Genomic DNA, 15,902 nt, shown 5'->3' with positions numbered 1-15,902 from the left:
CCCGAAAGACCCGCCCCTCCCCACCAGAAAGGACCGCTCATGTTCCGTCACGCACTCACCGTGACCGGCGTCGTGGCCTCCACGGTCACCACACTGCTCGCCTGTACGGCCTCGGTCCCGGCCGACACCACCGCCTCCGGCTCCGCCACCACCGCAGCCTCCGCCACCTCGGGCGTCCAGCTCCAGACCTGGCTCTACCCCGGGTCGACCGGCGACTCCACCTGCACCGCCAAGAGCGAGTACGCCGACAACAGGGTGAAGAGCGGCGCCCTCAACCCCGAGTACTGGTCGGTCCAGAGCAACGGCTCGGTGAAACTGGAGACCACCGCCGACGGCAGCTGCAACACCTACAGCGCGGCCAACGTCGCCGACCTCAAGGCACACTCGACGTACCAGTACCCGACCCTCTCAGGTATGACCACCGCCGACGTCCACGCCCTGGTCAGCACCAGCAGCACCCGTACGGCGGCCGTCACCAAGGTCACCTCCCTGGTCAGCGACGCCGGGCTCAGCGGCGTCGACGTAGACCTGGAGGACTACTGGTCCTGGAGCACCGCCGACTTCACCAACTACAAGACGTTCCTCAAGCAGTTGGCCACCGCCCTGCACGCCAAGGGCAAACGCCTCCAGGTCGACGCACCGGCGATGACCGAGGACGCCTCGTTCTACGACTACGCGGCCGTGGCCGCCACCGGCGCCGACGACGTGGTGATCATGGCCTACGACGAGGAGTTCGACACCGCGTCCGGCGCCCGCTGCCTGCCCATCAGCCCCTACGACTGGCTGAAGAAGGTCACCCAGTACGCGCAGAGCAAGATCCCCGACCCCAGCCGCCTGATCATCGGCGTGCCCTCCTACGGCTACAGCGCGCCCGACCCGTGCGACCTCAACTCCGTTACGGGCAACATCCAGTTCAGCGACATGAAGAAGAGCCCCGGCTTCTCCTCCAACCCGGCGACCATAGAAAGCCGCCGGGACGCCTCCTCCGGCGAGATCCGCTGGGTCTCCGGCGGCGTCCTCTACGACTACGTCGACAGCGTCGCCATGGACCGCAAGCTCGCGGTCCTCAAGGGCCTCGGCGTCACCAAGGTGTCGGTGTGGTCGCTGGGCGGCGGGAACCCCTGGTTCTCCAACTGACCCACCCCTGCTGATGCGGCGGGCACCCTCGGGTTCGGGTGCCCGCCGCATCAACGCGCGCTCATTCTCAACTCCCCCTACTTCGCAGGCGTGTTGAGTACATGGTCGCGAGAAGCGGCGACCTCGGCCCGCAGTTCGGGAAGGTTCACGTCGAGCACCTGACCGTCCCACTTACGGGGCTGCCCGTTGACGAACACGGCGGTGATGTTGCGGGCGTCGGAGCCCAACACCAGTGTCCCGATCGGGTCGTTGAGCGGCATGTTGTTGAGGTCCTCGGCCTGGACGACCAACAGGTCCGCCTTCTTGCCGACGGTGAGCGAACCGGTGACATCGCCCAGCCCGTTGGTCCGGGCGCCCTGGAGGGTGGCGAAGTCGAGGACGTCGTACGTGGTGATGCGCGACAGCTCGCCACCCGTGCCGTAGGCGGCGTTGACCGCGCGCATCCGCTGGATCGCGAGCAGGGCCCGCATCTGGGTGAACAGGTCGCTGGCGAGGGCGACTTCGACGTCGATGCTCAGTCCGGGGCGGATGCCGACCGCAAGGGCCTCGTCCACCGCGGGGATCGCCGTCTCCAGGCCGATCTGCGCGTCCGAGGTGGGCGCGAGGGCCACCGTCGTACCGGACTCCCCCATCGCCTTCCACGCCTCGACGGTCAGACCCGTGGAGTGGATCAGGGTGACGTCGGGGCCGAGGATGCCGTGCTTCGCCCAGGACAGCACGGCTTCCGAACCGGAGGCGCCGAAGACCGCGTCGACGCTGACACCTATTCCCAAGTCGGCTGCGGCGCGGGCGAGTTCGGGGCCGTAGGCGAGGGCGGGTCCGGCGATCTCGTCGGTGGCGAGGGTGGCCAGGCGGAGGGTGAGGAGCTGGTCGTCGCTGCTGAAGTACTGGCCCTTGAGGCGGTTCAGGTCGGCCGGCCACTGGCGGTCCCAGTCGCCGAAGTGCGGGCCCATGGAGGCGTGGACGCCGCGGATGCCGGTGTCGCGGAGTGCCGCGATCGCCGCGTCGGAGTGCTCGCGGGTACGGGAGTTGTGCGAGAAGTCGAGCATGGTGGTGATGCCGCTGTCGAGCGCGGTGAGCGCCGCGAGTCTGGTGCCGACGTGCATGTCCTCGGGCCGGTAGACGGTGGCGTAACCCGCGAGGGTGGCCATCACATAGCCGCCGAGGTCGTCGACGTCGGGCATGATCCGGCGCAACTGGGCTTCCCAGGCGTGCCGGTGGGTGTCGACGAGACCGGGCGCGAGGATCGTGCCGGAGGCGTCGACGACCACCGCGCCGTCGGCGGACAGGTCCGGCCCGATCGCGGCGATGGTGTCGCCCTCGACGAGCAAGTCGCCCTGCACTGTGCCCAGTTCCGGGTCCATCGTGACGATGGTCGCGCCGGTGAACAGGATGCGCCGGCTCGGGTCGGCGGACTGACGGCGCAGCTGGTCGAGAAGGCCGGCGCAGGTGGTGTCGTTGGCGTTGGCGTTCATGAGAGCCCCTTTTCGGATGACTTCGGTGACGTCGAGTGGCGTGTGGTGATGTCGGGTGACGTGTGGTCCAAGATTCGATCCGCGTCCGTACGGCAACCAGGCCGCCGTTTCCCTAGGTGCGCCGCACCCAGGACGGCCTTCGCCCCCTACCGCCTACGGCCGCCCCAGCCGGACTTCCTCCGCGTCGAGCACTTCCTGGACCGCCCGCAGGACGATGTCGTCGATACGGCCGCTGTCCCGCAGGTCGGTGAGGGTGTCGCGTTTGACCTGGAGCAGGGCGAGTTGGAGGCGCCGTACGCTCTCGCGGCGGTGCGCGGAGCCGGGTGCGGGGGCCGTGCGGTCCTCGATGTCCTGGACCATGCGCAGGGTGTCCTCCTCGGCGACCCCGAACCGCTCGGCCAGCGCCGGCATGGCGTCCAGCGCGGCGCTGCTCAACCGGCAGCGGGCCAGGGTGAGTTCGGCGCTCTTGTCCTCGTCGGCCGGGAAGCGGGCCCGGCGGACCATGGCCGGCAGGGTGGGCCCGAGGAACGTGAGGGTGACGACGATGACGACCGCGGTGATGAACACGACGGCGTCCCGCTGCCCGACGATCCGGCCCTCGGCGGTGGTCGCGGGCACGGTCAGCGCGGCGGCCAGCGAGATGGCGCCGCGCATCCCGGCCCAGGCCAGCGGCAGCCGCTGCGGGGCGGTGATCCGGCGGTCCCGCTGCTGGGGGCGCCGGTCGAGGAGCCGTACCAGATAGGGCACCGAGTAGAACCAGAGCAGCCGCGTCCCGAGCACCGCGACACTCACCGCGAGGGCGGCGACCGTCGCCCGCAGGAGAGAGACCGAGGTCAACGCCCTTACCGCAGCCGGTAGTTGGATGCCGACGAGGACGAACAGGGCGCCGTTCAGTAGATAACTCGCCACCTCCCAGAAGGCGACGGCCTGGATACGGGCCTCGGACCCGATGACGCGCGGCCCGAACCAGGCGGACACCAGACCGCAGACGACGACCGCCAACACCCCGGAGACATGCAGGAGTTCGGCCGGCAGATAGGCGAGGAAGGGGGTCGCGACGCTCAACACGCTGTGCAGCAGCGGCTCGGGCAGCCGGCGCCTGACCGGGATCAGGAGCAGCGCGATCGCCGCGCCGATCAGGATGCCGCCGCCGTACGACGCGACGAAGGCGAGTGCCGTGCCGGACCAGGAGAAGGGGTGCTCGTCGGTGACGACGTCGATGGTCACGGCGAGCAGGACCAGCGCGGTCCCGTCGTTGAGGAGGCTCTCGGTGCGCAGCACGGTCAGGATGCGGCGCGGCATCGCCTTGGCGACAGCGGCGACGGCCGCCGCGTCCGTCGGGGCGAGCACGGCGCCGAGGACGAACGCGATCGGCCAGCCGTAGCCCAGCGCGTGGGCCACGACGGCGACCGCGACGGCGGTGGCGAGGACCAGCCCGGTGGACTGGAGCGCGATGCTGCGGAAGTTGTTGCGGATCTCCCGCACCGAGGAGGTCAGCGCCTCCCAGTACAGCAGCGCGGGGAGGAAGAGGAACAGGACGACGTCCGGGGACAGCGCGAACGACGAGAAGGACGGCGTCAGCCCCACGAGACATCCCACGGCGAGCAGCAACAGGGGTTCGCTCAGACCCGTTCGCCGCGACAGCCAGCCCATCAGCAGGACGGCGGCCGCGACGGCGACGATCAGTTCGAGGCTGTCCATGGCCGTACCGGGTTACGCGCGGTACAGGACGAGGTGCTCGTGGAAGAGCACGCCGTCGCGGACGTCACCGGTGGCGGTGAAGCCTGTGTCGTCGACGTAGTCGATGTGGTCGCCGGTGACGGTGTAACTGCCGGTGTAGGCGCTCTGCCGGTTCCCGCGGGCCTCGTCGTAGCGGCCGTTCGGGAGGAGTTCCTGCCGGATGTGCCCGTCGGCGGTCACCCACATGCCGACGAAGGGGTGCGGTGCTGCGTTCGTGTTCATGGCTCCACGGTCGCGTTCCCGCACACGGGTAACCAGGCCACACCTCTCCTGGGTGTCCAGCACCCACCTTCAGGTCTTCAGGTCTTCAGGAAGCTTTCTCCGAGGTGGGCAGGACCGGTCCAACGGCGGCGTCGAAGGCGTGGGTCACCTCAGGAGCGGTGCCGGGCAGGAGCAGGGCGCGGGCGCGATCCTCGAAGCTCCGGTCGGTGGCGGTGAGCCGGTTGTGGTGCTGGGCGAGGTGCTCGGCCCAGGAGCCGACGAGGTAGTTCTCGATGAACCGGCCGGGTTCGTTGCCGTCCTGGAAGAGGCCCCACGTGATGGCGCCGGTACGGCGGCGGGACTGGGCGACACGTTCCATGGCGTCGATGAACGCCGCGCTGTCGTCCGGTGCGACGCGGTACACGACGGAGACCAGCACCGGGCCGTCGGAGGGGCCGGGCACGAAGACCAGCGGCGGGGTCGGCCAGTGGTCGGAGAGAGTGGGATCGATGCCTTCCATGCCGTAGAGCCGCCATCGGTAGAGGCTGAGCGCGCTCAGCAGCATGACGGCGGTGCCGATGAGGAGGGCGGTGGTCAGGTCGAGCCATTGGACCAGGGCGCCCCACACGGGGGCGGCGAGAGCCTGGCCGCCCTGGAAGACCAGCAGGTAGACGGCGAGGCCGCGGGCGCGGACCCAGCCGGGGAGCCGGGTCTGAATCGCCGCGTTGAGGGTGGACAGGACGCCGATCCAGGCCACCCCGGCGGGCAGCAGCACGAGGACCGCGAGCCAGGTGACGTGCACGGTGGCGAGGACCAGCAGGACGAGGGCGAACACGATGGCGCCGGCGGCCAAGATGCCGTTGATACCCAGGTGTTGGCGCAGCCACGGCAGCGCGAACGCGCCCGCCACCGCGCCGACACCGACCGCGCCGAGCAGCAGGCCGTAGCCGCCCGACCCCAGTCCGAGGGAGTCCGCGGCGATGAGGGGCAGCAGGGACCAGAGCGCCGCCGCGCCGGGGATGAACAAGGCCGTGCGCAGCAGGACGCGGCGGATGCCTGGAGCGTTCCAAACGTAGCGGCGGCCCGCGTACACCGCGGTCAGGAGCCGTTCCTGCTGGGCGGCGGGGACGGTGGTCTTCGGGCGGTGCCACAACACCAGTACCGCGGCGATCCCGAGAAATGACACCGCGTTGAAGCCGAACACCCAGCCCGCGCCGGCCGCCGCGACCACGACGCCGCCGAGCGCCGGACCGACCGCCCGCGCGAGGTTCATGTTCACCGCGCCCAGCGCGGAGGCCTGCCCCAACTGGTCCCGCTCCACCAGTTCCGGCTGGATGGCCTGCCACGACGGCCCCATCAGGGCGGTCCCGCAGCCGAGGAGGAAGGTCAGGGCCAGTAGGGGTACGGCGGACAGCGCGTCGGCGAAGGCCAGCACGGTCAGCACCGCGGACACGGCGAACATCGCGACCTGCGCCACCAGCAGCAGCCCGCGCCGGTCGAACCGGTCGGCGAGCACGCCCGAGGGAAACGCCAGCAGCACGATCGGCAGACTCGACGCCGTCTGGACCAGCGTCACCATGGTCGCCCCGTGCCCGAGCAGCAGCCACTGCGCGCCGACGGTCTGCATCCAGGTGCCGGTGTTCGACACGAACTGGGCGATCCACAGCGCCCGGAACACCGGCCGCCCCAACGGCGCCCAGGCCGAGGAGGACCCCGCGCTGTTCCCCGTCGTCGTACTCGCGCTCATGCTGCTGCTCCCGGAGCGAGGTGTGCGGTCGGTCGAGAAGAAGGTACGGCAGCTCAGTGCCGGTCGGGCCACCAAGCCACCGTAAAACCGGACCCGCCGTGGGACCGGTCCAGCGGCCGGTCAGAAGCAGCCGTCGAGTGGGTCGAGCGCGCCGCCGACCTGGTGCGGCACCAGCGGTACTCGGTCGAAGTCGCCGCGCCGGTCGCGCCAGGCGCGCTGCTCTTCGGAGTCGGCGGCGGCGTCGACGAAGGCGCGGGCCTGTCGGGCACCGGGCACCTCTGACGCGGCTTGGAATCCGCCGAAACGGGCCACCGGACTCCAGGCCGGGCTGATCTCCGGCAGCGGGGCGGCGATGTTCTCGTACTCGCCGACGGCGTGCACGACCTTGCCGCCGGCCACGGTGAGCAGGGCCTCGATACGGTCGATGTCCTCGTCGGCGACGGAGAAGTAGTCGGCGGACAGCACGGCCAGGTCGCCGTACTTGCCCTCGGTGATGGTGCCCTTCACATCGGCCTCGCCGGTGAGGTGGGCGCCCGCGCTGGTGTACATCTCCAGGGCGGTGGAACGGTCCACGCGGTTCTCGGCCGGGTAGAGGAGGGTGTCGCCGATGGTCCGGCCGGTGACCAGCCAGGACAGGGACAACCATGGGTTGTAGCTGGAGACGCGGGTGGCGTCGGTGCCGGCGGCGACCAGCAGACCGGTGTCGCGCATGGCCCGGATCGGGGGCGCGGTCGCGGCGCGCTCGGCGCCGTAGCGGTCGATGAAGGCCTTGCCCTGGAACATCATGCGGTTCTGCACGGAGACGGCGCCGCCGAGGGCTTTGATCCGGTCCAGACTGCTCCGGCTGACGGTCTCGGCGTGGTCGAACAACCACCGTGTCCCGTCCGGGAATCCGCCGTCCGCGGCGATCTTCTCGAAGACGTCGAGGTCCTGGCGGATCGTCTCGTCGTAGGTGGCGTGCAGCCGGAAACCCCAGCCGTTGTCGAGCAGCAGCCGGGCCGCCGCGTCGAGGTCCTCCCTTGCGCGGGCGGTGAGTTGGGGGCGGGGCTCGGCGAAGTTCTCGAAGTCGGCCGGGGACCAGGCGAGGTTCTCGCCGGCGCCGTTGCAGCGCAGCCACGCGTCTCCGTCGCCGGGGCTGACCATGCCGATCCAGCGGCGCAGGTCGTCGAGTTCCTGCCCGGCGGTCTGCGGGAAGAGGTGATAGGCGATCCGGACCGTCAACTCCCCGCGCTCCGCAAGCTCGGTGACGGCCGCGTAGTTGTCGGGGAAGTTCTGGAAACCGCCGGCCGCGTCGATGGCGCTGGTGATGCCGAAGCGGTTCAGCTCGCGCAAGTAGTGGCGGGTGGAGCCGAGTTGGTCCTCGGGGGCGAGGATCGGTCCCTTGGCGAGGGTGGAGTAGAGCAGCCCGGCGGCGGGCGCGGCCAGCAGCACACCGGTGGGGTTGCCCGCGAAGTCGCGCACGATCTCGCCACCGGGCGGATTCGGCGAGTCGCGCGTGAAGCCGACGGCCTCCAGGGCGGCCCGGTTGAGGATCGCCGACTGGTACAAGTGCAGAACGAACACAGGGGTGTCGGGCGCGGCGGCGTTCAACTCGGACACGGTCGGCAGCCGCTTCTCCGCGAACTGCTCCCCGGTCCAGCCACCAACCACCCGCACCCACTGCCCGATTGGCGTGCGCTCGGCCTGTTCCCGCAACATCCGCAGGGCGGTGCGCAGGGACCGTACGCCGTCCCAGCGCAGTTCGAGCAGATAGTTCAACCCGCCCCGGATGACGTGCAGATGGGAGTCGTTGAGCCCGGGAATCACGCGCCGCCCGAGTGCGTCCACGACGCGTGTGGCGGGGCCGATGTGCGGGGCGACGGTCGCGTCGTCTCCGACGGCCGTGAAGACACCGTCGGTGATGGCCACGGCGGAGGCCGCCGGGCGGGCGGGGTCGCCGGTGTGGATGCGGGCGTTGCGGACGACGAGCTGGGCGGGGTGCTGGACCCCGTCGTAGGGGCGTATGCCACCCACGGGCATGGTGCCCGCAGGCATGGTGCTGCTGGACATGGAGGCTCCTCGGAGCGGAGAGGCGGAGGCGGAGGCGAGGGGAGGCCGGAGGAGGCCTCGGTGACGGTCGTCCGGCGACACGTCCGACGCTAGGTCTGCGACAATGGATCGGTCCAACACATGGTTCCGCTCAAATCAATCGCCAAGAGAGATGGGCGGCGGGATGCGCAGGGAGATGAGCGCGGGATGGACCTGAGGCACCTGAAGTACTTCCTCGCGGTCGCCGAGACCCGCAACTTCACGCAGGCTGCGGCCAGTTGCTACGTCGCCCAGTCCGCCCTGAGCCAGCAGATCGCCCGGCTGGAGAAGGACGTGGGAGCCCAGTTGTTCAGCCGTACCAGCCGTTCCGTACGGCTGACGGCCGCCGGGGAGCTCCTCGAACCGCTGGCCCGCCGCATCCTCGCCGACGTCGACACCGCCCGGGCCGCGCTCGACGCCCTGTCCGGGCTGCGGCGCGGGCGGCTGCGCCTCGGACTCGTGCAGACGCGGGCCTCCTCGGTCGACCTGGTCGAGGTGATGGCCGACTACCACGCCCGCTACCCGGGCATCGACTTCCACGTGACCAACGCACCCAGCGCGGAGATGGCCGCCGCCGTCCTGGCCGGGGACCTCGACATCGCGATCGTCGGCCTCGGCCCGCGTCAAGTCCCGGAAGGGCTCGACCACTTGGTGCTGGCCGTCGACCCGCTGGTGCTGATCGTGCCGGCCGGTCACGCCCTGGCGGACCGCGACACCGTCGACCTCGCCGACCTTCCGGAGAGCCACCAGCTCATCCAGTTCACCCGGGGCAGCGGCCTGCGCCGCCAGGTGGAGGCCGCCTTCGCGCGCGCCGGGGTGGAACCCGGCCAGCACTTCCAGGTCGGCCAGATACAGGACATGATCCGGCTGGCGGCACGGGGCATCGGCGTGACGGTCGTACCGCGGTCGTCGGTGGTCGACGACTCCGCGCCGGGCACGAGCCTGCGGGACGCCCTGCCGTACGGCGCCCGCGCACTCCGTATCGCGGACGAGGCGGCGGTGCACACCATCTGCGCGGTCCACGACAGCAAGCGGCTGGCACCGGCCGCGGCGGCGTTCCTCGAAGTGGTGGAGCGGCACGCGATCAGGGACCGGGCCGATGGACCGGTCCAAGAGGCCGATCGATCCGTTTAGGAAGCTGATCGATCGGTTCAGGAGATCGCTGCACCCGTATCCATATGTTGGACGTACCGCTCCCATGGCGCGACGCTCGGAAGAGAGAGCGGAACCGGAAGAGGAAGCCGGGAAACCGGGTGACGTCCAGCGAATGGGAGCAATGCCATGTCTGCCGTACTGCGCGACGCGTGGACCACGGTCGTCCCCGACATGGAGGACCGGCACGGCCCGCTCCCTCCCCTGATGCTCGCGCTCACGTTGGTGACCGGACTCGTGGACGCCTTCAGCTACCTCGTCCTGGGCCATGTCTTCGTCGCCAACATGACCGGCAACGTCGTCTTCTCCGGCTTCGCGATCGCCGGCGCGGCCGGCTTCTCCCTGGCCGCCTCGCTCGCCGCACTGGCCGCGTTCGCCCTCGGCGCCCTGCTCGGCGGCCGGCTCGCACACGGGGCCGGCGCCCACCGAGGACGGGTCCTGCACCTGGCGCTGCTGCTGGAGACGGCCTTGGTCCTGGCGGCGTACGTCGTAGCGCAGACCGCCGACATCTCCCACGTGACCACGGCCGTCCAGTACTCCTTGATCGCCCTCCTCGGCCTGGCGATGGGCGTGCAGAACGCCACCGCCCGCTCCCTGGCCGTACCCGACCTGACCACGACCGTCCTGACGCTCACCATCACCGGAGTCGCCGCGGACAGCCGCCTCGCGGGCGGCAAGGGCAGCAAGGTCGGCCGCCGACTGCTGTCGGCCGCGGCGATGTTCGCCGGCGGTCTGGCCGGTGCGGTCACGGTCGAACACGGCGGCCGGGCGCTGCCCCTGCTGTTCGCGGCGGTGCTGCTGGTGGCGGCCTCCGTCACGGCGTTCGTCCTGACCCGCTCGGACGCGTCCTGGACGAAGCCGCTGTGAACGGACCCACCGCGAAGGAAGCCGCAGTGAAGCAAGCGTCCCCAAGTCTCCCGTGGTGGCGCACACTTCACTCCGCACCCCTCGAACTCGCCCTGACCGCCTTGATGTTGTTCATCGTGGCGACAACGGTCCGCTGGCTGCTGGGCACCATCGACCCGGCGTCCGGCGGCTGGTGGAACGCCCCGGAGGGCAGGCTCCTCGCGGTGGCCCCCCTCTCCGGCTACACGGTCACCGCCGTCATGCTCTCCCCCTGGGGCAAGGTCACCGGCGGCCACATCAACCCGGCGATCACCCTCGCGATGTGGCGCTACGGCCGTACCCCGGGCCGCGATGTCGCGCCGTACATCGCCGGCCAACTGATCGGCTCCCTGCTCGGCATCGCGGCGGGCCGACTGGTCTGGGGCCCGGTGTTCGCCTCCCCGGCGGTGGACTTCGCCGTCATCCGCCCTGCCCCCGGCTGGAGTTGGGCCTCCGTCGCCCTGATCGAGACCGCCACGATGTTCGTCATCGTCGGCGTCGCCGGAATCGCCGTCTCCAGCCGCCGACTTGGCCCGTTCACCCCGTGGGCGGTCGGCACGATGATCGCCACCCAGATCATCGCCTTCGGCACACTGTCCGGTGGAATCGCCAACCCGGCAAGGGAGTTCGGGCCGGCGGTGTTCGCCGGGGCGCCCTCCCTCCTGCCCGTCTACCTGCTCGCCCCGGTGCTCGGGTCGCTCGCGGCGACGGTCGTGATCAACCGGGTTCACGCCCGCCGCCGTACGACCGCGCGGGCACCGGCCGCGTAGGAACCGGCGTCGGCTCCCCACTCGTAGGCGAAGCTCTTGTTGGAACCCTTACCGGCGCCCTTGCCGAAGCCCTGCAAACTCCTACCGAACCCCCTCCGTGAGGCGGAAGACCTGTTGCCGCGCCGCGCCGCGCCGTGCCGCCCGTCGCGACGGGGACGCCTGCCTCTACTCGGGCCAGACAACCGCGCGCCACAGCACCCACCAGACAGACCTCAAACAGCAACTCTCGCTCGTCCTCCTCGGAAACCTCACCAGCCGCTACACCACCGGCAGTTACGGCAGACTCGCCACCGACCGCCAGACGTGTCCCTGCGCACCGATCGCCAAGGCGCGGCCGAGCACCGGCACCGGATCACGAGGGCGGGAGGCACGCCCCGAACCTCCGCGATCCGCGTGCTGCGGGCGCACCTGAACTTCGCCGAGACCGCGGGCGGCCTCCACGCCCAGGGGGCGTCGACAGGCTCCTGGACACGATGCCGGACATCCACGTCATCGCCGAAGCCACCAACGGACAGGAGGTGGTCGACCTCCCGCGACGCACGCCGCCGGACGTGGTGCTCATGGAAGTACGCCTGCCCGTCATGGACGGCATCGAGGCAACCCGGTTCCTCCTCAAGGACGTATTCCCGGCCGTGCCGCAGGCTGTGATCCGGTCCACCCTCGTCCCCCCGGGTGGGAAGGCTCTTCAGTGTTCCGACGGGTCAGGCGCGCTCGTACCGACGCAAGGCGCTCCGCGTGGCCAGGGTCGTCGGCCTCAAGGTCGGTGGCGAGTTCCGTGAGAACCGCCCGCGCGGACTCCGAATCGCCGGACTCGCCGAGCAGAACACCCAGCAGCTCCCGGTAGTAGAGGGTGTCCGGGTCGGTCCTCCCCAGGGCTGCCGTCGCGTCGGCGGTCAGTGCCCGTGCTTCGTGGACAGCCAGGGCCAGGCGTCTCGTGGACCGGCTCCGGTCGTCGAGTTCAGCGGCGCGGCGCGCCGCCTTCCGAGCCAGCAGGGCGAAGTCGCGGCGGCGGCACAGGCCGGTCCGGGTGTGGGCGGTGCCGTGCGCGGGGTTCACGGCGAGGGCGAGGTCGGCGCTGTCGTCGACGGTCCGCTGGGCAGGGTCGGGGCGGGGTGGGTCGGACGCGGGCAGGATGACGGCGAGCCGCCGGTAGAGGGTGCCCAGGCGCAGGTGGCGGTCCTCGTCGGGAACGCCGGTGGCCAGGAGGTCCAGCAGAGCACCGGTGAACGCGGTCGGGAGGTCGGGGCGGCCGTCGAGGAAACCTGCCTGGTAGCCCTCGCTCGCGGCGGTCAGCAGATGCACCCGGGCGGCTTCCGGTGCGTGCAGGGCCAGCCCGGCGAAACAGCAGTCGAGCACCGCGACGCACTGCCGGGCACCGCTCGCGGCCATCGCCGCGAGGACCTCGCGGATGGGCAGCGAGGGGCCGTCACCGCGCCGGGTGGAGAGGGTGGCGGGCAGCGCGAGGCGCAGCTGCCGCTCATCGGCGTCGGCGAAGCCGTGCCCGGCGTAGTAGAAGAGCAGGACATCCGGGTCCCGCCGGTCCGGGGGCGCGTCCTCCCGGGGCCGGACCAAGGCGTCGACGACCTCGTCGGCGTCACGTGGGTCGACGACCGTACGGAGCCCTGCGGGGTACCCGAAGCTGCCCCGCGGGGCGGCGAGCGCGTCATGCAGCGCCAGCACGTTCCGGGCGGCCTGCGGTACGGCGGGCAGCTCGCTCGGGTGAACGTGGGTGGCGGTACCGACGAGCACGGCGAGCGTGTTCTCGGACGCGGGCCGGAAGGCGGGGGGCGGGGTCATGGGACGGCGGGGGACGCAGGGTCGGGGGCCGAGTCGGGACCGGGCTCAGAACCCGGACCGGTCCCGGCTTCAGCCTGCCCTGCCTGCCCCAGCCCCACGAACCGCTCCAACTCCGCGAGCACCAGCTCCCGATCGCGCCGGTCGGCCGTGAAGGACCGCGAGCTGCCGTCCGCGAGGGTGACCGTAAAGCTGATCGGGTGGCCGGTCATCCGCTGGCCCAGCCAGTAGCCGAAGGCTCCGACGGCCGCGCTGAGCACCGGCCCCGCGGCGGTGACCAGTTCGACCGCCGTGGCGAGACCGCCGAGCGCACCGGGCGGTGGGGGTTCCTCAACCAGCCGGATGGACCGGCGGAACCGTTCGTCGGTGCGCAGCCAGGCAGCGAGCGACCGGTGCAGTTCGCTCGCCGCCTCCGGGGTTGCGTCGAAGGTGAGGGCGAGGTGGGTCACGGGGTCCTTCCTTGCCGGGGCTCGGACGACCCACCGAATCCGGGCGGCGGCAGCGGCAGTCCGGCGGCGGACGGGGGTGGCCAGGCCGACTGCGCCGGAGTGCCGCCCGGCGGGCCGGCGGAGAAGACGGAGAACAGCGGCAGATGACCACCTGTCTCGGCGGGCAGCCGGAACGCGGCCGACGCCTCGGCGACCGTGACCCGGTCGACCAACATCCGCTCGAAGTCGCCCAAGCCGTACGGGAACTCCTGCTGCCGCACCCGGGGGAGCCACTCGTCGTGCAGATGGGTGAACGCCCGCCAGGCGGCCCGGTGTTCGCCCGGATCGCTGACCTGCCGGACGACGGCCGCCCCGGCCCCGCCCGCCCCGCCGACCGCGGCGGCGAGCACCTGCGCGGCCTGCGCGACGGACGCCAGCGCGGCCGGATCCGCACAGGCCAGGGCGGTCCGCAGCCGGTACCCGGGGCCGTTGTCCACCGTCTGCCGAAGCCGCGCGTAGCGGACCGCGGCCTCTTCCGCGAAGGGCACGGACTCCTCCTGCCACCCGGTGGCCGGGTTGAACCGGCCGGGGCGTCCCAGCGCCGTGTACTCGACGAGGAGCCGTTCCACCATCGCCATGTCCTGCTGCCGCCACACCAGCGGTTCGAGCCGTACGCCGAGGCTGAATCGGCCGTCGATCCGGGTGAGTTCGGTCCACAGCGGCTCCCAGACGACCGGCTCGGCCGTGAGCGCGTCCACATACAGGCCGTACGGGAAGGCCGCGTCCTTGCGTGGGATCGCGCTCCAGTGCACCCGGGGCCGGATCTCCACCATCCCGGCCGGTTCCCAGGGCCGCAGGGCACCCATGAGCTGCCCGGCGTCCAGCGGGATGCGCCGGACCGAGCCGGGCAGCCTGCCGAGTTGCTCACGCAGCAGGTGCGCCCCGGCGCGGGCCGCCCGGGGCGTGGGCCCGGCCGCACGCGCCAGCAGCACACACCCGAGCCGTCCGTCGCCGCGCCCGCTGGGGCCGTATCGCAGTTCCCAGCAGCGGCCGTCCGGGGCCCAGGCCTCGGTGAGCCAGGCCCGCTCCAACTGGACGGCGCGACGGCGGCGTTCCTCGGCGGGCAGGCCCAGGGCCCCTGAGCCCCGAGCGAGGGTGGGGTCCGGTTCCAGCCGGACCCCGGTCACGCACCAAGCCTCCCCGGGTCCGGCCAGGTCCAGGAAGCCGTCCGGGGCCGTGGTCATCCCTGCCAGCCCGGTCCGCCCCGGGTGCCACCGTCGTACGGTCCTTGGGGCGGGGTGGTCGGCATCTGCGGTGCGGCGGCGGGCATGCCGGTGCCCGGCACACCGTAGGCCCCCTGCACCGGACCGGGGATGCCACTGCCGTACGAAGGCTGCGGCCCGGTGACTTGGGCGGGCAGGGTGGGCGGGGTGGTATCGGAGAGCGCAACAGCCAGGCCCTCCCGGCACGCGATGTGGGCGGCTTCGCGCAGTGCGCGGGCGCGTTCACTGCGCAGCATCTGCCACTCGATCTGGTTGCGGCCCTGGATGCCCTGCAGCATGTCGCGGAGATACTGCCCGATGAACTGGTACCCCCGGCGCGAACGCCACATCATCCAGCCGAGGTACAGGCTGGTGCCGTAGGCGAACACGGAGATGTAGACGGAGTAGGTGTTCTCCCTGAGGATCATCCGTCCCTCCTGCTCCTCCACCCGCACCGGGTAGCCACGGGTGTGCAGCACCTGCCGGATGCCGTGATAGACGCTGTCCCGGCGGCCGTACCGTTCGGCGAGCAATACCCGCCACTCGGCGATCGGCTCAGGTACCCGGGCGAAGAGCAGGACGACCCAGAAGAGCGCCACCGACAGGAAACCGGACACCACGAACCAGAGCAGACCCACAACGCCTGCGACGACGAGCAGGAACAGGCCGATCACCGCGCACACCATGTAAAACAAGAATGAGACCAGAAGACCCTGGAGCATCAGCCCCATCAGGAATCCGAAATGCGTACTCTCGTTGAGCTGCGTCTCGATCTCCCCGAACTTCAAGGTCTTGTCGAGATAAGCGGCGTTGCCGTCGCCCCCGCGCCAGCCCGGCAGCGGATTGGTGTCTGCCACGAACATTGGTCGTCCCCCTCGCCACCTCTGTCCACGTCTGGACCGTCAGGTTGGCACAGCATTGACCGAAAAGAGCCGTAGAGTCCGAAACTGATAAGCGGAATTTCGGAAATGTGAAACGCGCGCCCCCTCCGCGGGATTCCTTGACTCCTCGGCCATCGCCGGACGCTCCACCAGCCGGCGCCTTATGGGTGTCACCGGGAGACGAACAGCGGGTCGACGGCCGCGTCCCAGCGTCCGTCAATCCAGCAGCCTCCTCGCGATTCCCGCCCCTAAGCCCTCCCCCGAGCCGACGAATACGACTGGTATTCGACGATGCAATTTCCGCTCCTATACGGACAGTTTGCGGTGCAATAGTCGACGCAAAATGCTCAGAACTTCCATGGT

Annotated in this window: 15 protein-coding genes and 1 pseudogene; 7 read left to right on the top strand and 9 right to left on the bottom strand. The window is 70.9% G+C overall.

The genetic code is table 11. The annotated features are described in order from the left end of the window. Window positions 1-39 precede the first annotated feature (39 nt). Window positions 40-1,137 (top strand): glycosyl hydrolase family 18 protein, encoded by a 1,098-nt coding sequence (locus OG407_RS41535; RefSeq protein WP_405865452.1) that lies wholly within the window; start codon window positions 40-42, stop codon window positions 1,135-1,137. A gap of 77 nt (window positions 1,138-1,214) precedes the next feature. On the opposite strand, the gene OG407_RS41530 is transcribed toward OG407_RS41535, so the two are convergent. The 4 genes from OG407_RS41530 to OG407_RS41515 all read right to left on the bottom strand — a co-directional run bounded on the left by OG407_RS41530 (window position 1,215) and on the right by OG407_RS41515 (window position 6,201). Beyond that, window positions 1,215-2,612, bottom strand: coding sequence for an amidohydrolase family protein (locus OG407_RS41530; protein ID WP_405865450.1), 1,398 nt, complete (start codon window positions 2,610-2,612; stop codon window positions 1,215-1,217). Between the two features lie 153 nt (window positions 2,613-2,765). Further along, window positions 2,766-4,313 carry a Na+/H+ antiporter gene (locus OG407_RS41525; RefSeq protein ID WP_405865448.1) on the bottom strand — a complete coding sequence of 516 codons (1,548 nt, stop codon included), beginning with the start codon at window positions 4,311-4,313 and terminating at the stop codon, window positions 2,766-2,768. A gap of 12 nt (window positions 4,314-4,325) precedes the next feature. Next, window positions 4,326-4,574, bottom strand: coding sequence for an Atu4866 domain-containing protein (locus OG407_RS41520; protein WP_033281666.1), 249 nt, complete (start codon window positions 4,572-4,574; stop codon window positions 4,326-4,328). 85 nt (window positions 4,575-4,659) lie between these two features. Further along, complete coding sequence (locus OG407_RS41515; RefSeq protein WP_405865446.1) at window positions 4,660-6,201, bottom strand: MFS transporter; 1,542 nt, start codon at window positions 6,199-6,201, stop codon at window positions 4,660-4,662. Between OG407_RS41515 and OG407_RS41510 the strand changes: the two genes are divergently transcribed. Beyond that, window positions 6,191-6,385 (top strand): hypothetical protein, encoded by a 195-nt coding sequence (locus OG407_RS41510; RefSeq protein WP_405865444.1) that lies wholly within the window; start codon window positions 6,191-6,193, stop codon window positions 6,383-6,385. The two genes, OG407_RS41515 and OG407_RS41510, sit on opposite strands and share 11 nt — an antisense overlap. Before the next feature lie 35 nt (window positions 6,386-6,420). On the opposite strand, the gene OG407_RS41505 is transcribed toward OG407_RS41510, so the two are convergent. Next, window positions 6,421-8,349 carry an amidohydrolase gene (locus OG407_RS41505; protein ID WP_405865442.1) on the bottom strand — a complete coding sequence of 643 codons (1,929 nt, stop codon included), beginning with the start codon at window positions 8,347-8,349 and terminating at the stop codon, window positions 6,421-6,423. A 186-nt stretch (window positions 8,350-8,535) separates the two neighbouring features. Between OG407_RS41505 and OG407_RS41500 the strand changes: the two genes are divergently transcribed. The 5 genes and pseudogenes from OG407_RS41500 to OG407_RS41480 all read left to right on the top strand — a co-directional run. After that, window positions 8,536-9,501: a LysR family transcriptional regulator gene (locus OG407_RS41500; protein ID WP_405865440.1), complete on the top strand. Its 966-nt coding sequence runs from the start codon at window positions 8,536-8,538 to the stop codon at window positions 9,499-9,501. Between the two features lie 147 nt (window positions 9,502-9,648). After that, on the top strand, window positions 9,649-10,386 hold the full coding sequence (locus OG407_RS41495; protein WP_405865438.1) for a YoaK family protein: 738 nt from the start codon (window positions 9,649-9,651) through the stop codon (window positions 10,384-10,386). Window positions 10,387-10,412: 26 nt separating this feature from the next. Further along, complete coding sequence (locus OG407_RS41490) at window positions 10,413-11,174, top strand: MIP/aquaporin family protein (RefSeq protein ID WP_405865436.1); 762 nt, start codon at window positions 10,413-10,415, stop codon at window positions 11,172-11,174. Window positions 11,175-11,271: 97 nt separating this feature from the next. Beyond that, window positions 11,272-11,586, top strand: coding sequence for a hypothetical protein (locus OG407_RS41485; protein ID WP_405865434.1), 315 nt, complete (start codon window positions 11,272-11,274; stop codon window positions 11,584-11,586). Between the two features lie 61 nt (window positions 11,587-11,647). Further along, window positions 11,648-11,731, top strand: a pseudogene (locus tag OG407_RS41480) (DNA-binding response regulator); the annotation flags it as partial. A gap of 55 nt (window positions 11,732-11,786) precedes the next feature. Here the strand turns inward: OG407_RS41480 and OG407_RS41475 are convergent. The 4 genes from OG407_RS41475 to OG407_RS41460 are packed head-to-tail and all read right to left on the bottom strand — an operon-like array spanning window position 11,787 to window position 15,521. After that, window positions 11,787-12,971 carry a caspase, EACC1-associated type gene (locus OG407_RS41475; protein ID WP_405865432.1) on the bottom strand — a complete coding sequence of 395 codons (1,185 nt, stop codon included), beginning with the start codon at window positions 12,969-12,971 and terminating at the stop codon, window positions 11,787-11,789. Next, on the bottom strand, window positions 12,968-13,417 hold the full coding sequence (locus tag OG407_RS41470) for an effector-associated constant component EACC1 (protein ID WP_405865430.1): 450 nt from the start codon (window positions 13,415-13,417) through the stop codon (window positions 12,968-12,970). The genes OG407_RS41475 and OG407_RS41470 overlap by 4 nt, the downstream gene beginning before the upstream one ends. After that, window positions 13,414-14,640 carry a hypothetical protein gene (locus tag OG407_RS41465; RefSeq protein WP_405865428.1) on the bottom strand — a complete coding sequence of 409 codons (1,227 nt, stop codon included), beginning with the start codon at window positions 14,638-14,640 and terminating at the stop codon, window positions 13,414-13,416. Before OG407_RS41465 ends, OG407_RS41470 begins: the two co-directional genes overlap by 4 nt. Next, window positions 14,637-15,521 carry a hypothetical protein gene (locus OG407_RS41460; RefSeq protein WP_405865426.1) on the bottom strand — a complete coding sequence of 295 codons (885 nt, stop codon included), beginning with the start codon at window positions 15,519-15,521 and terminating at the stop codon, window positions 14,637-14,639. The genes OG407_RS41465 and OG407_RS41460 overlap by 4 nt, the downstream gene beginning before the upstream one ends. Window positions 15,522-15,902 lie beyond the last annotated feature (381 nt).

The sequence above is a fragment of the Streptomyces sp. NBC_01515 genome (assembly GCF_045040345.1).
Taxonomy (GTDB): domain Bacteria; phylum Actinomycetota; class Actinomycetes; order Streptomycetales; family Streptomycetaceae; genus Streptomyces.
The sequence above is the reverse complement of the archived record's forward strand: the minus strand, read 5'-3'. Positions and strand labels throughout refer to the sequence as shown.

Excerpts from the sequence above, each read along its gene's own strand:
- OG407_RS41535 (WP_405865452.1), top strand. The coding sequence starts at position 40 with ATGTTCCGTCACGCACTCACCGTGACCGGCGTCGTGGCCTCCACGGTC.
- OG407_RS41530 (WP_405865450.1), bottom strand. The coding sequence starts at position 2,612 with ATGAACGCCAACGCCAACGACACCACCTGCGCCGGCCTTCTCGACCAG.
- OG407_RS41525 (WP_405865448.1), bottom strand. The coding sequence starts at position 4,313 with ATGGACAGCCTCGAACTGATCGTCGCCGTCGCGGCCGCCGTCCTGCTG.
- OG407_RS41520 (WP_033281666.1), bottom strand. The coding sequence starts at position 4,574 with ATGAACACGAACGCAGCACCGCACCCCTTCGTCGGCATGTGGGTGACC.
- OG407_RS41505 (WP_405865442.1), bottom strand. The coding sequence starts at position 8,349 with ATGTCCAGCAGCACCATGCCTGCGGGCACCATGCCCGTGGGTGGCATA.
- OG407_RS41500 (WP_405865440.1), top strand. The coding sequence starts at position 8,536 with ATGGACCTGAGGCACCTGAAGTACTTCCTCGCGGTCGCCGAGACCCGC.
- OG407_RS41495 (WP_405865438.1), top strand. The coding sequence starts at position 9,649 with ATGTCTGCCGTACTGCGCGACGCGTGGACCACGGTCGTCCCCGACATG.
- OG407_RS41475 (WP_405865432.1), bottom strand. The coding sequence starts at position 12,971 with ATGACCCCGCCCCCCGCCTTCCGGCCCGCGTCCGAGAACACGCTCGCC.
- OG407_RS41465 (WP_405865428.1), bottom strand. The coding sequence starts at position 14,640 with ATGACCACGGCCCCGGACGGCTTCCTGGACCTGGCCGGACCCGGGGAG.
- OG407_RS41460 (WP_405865426.1), bottom strand. The coding sequence starts at position 15,521 with ATGTTCGTGGCAGACACCAATCCGCTGCCGGGCTGGCGCGGGGGCGAC.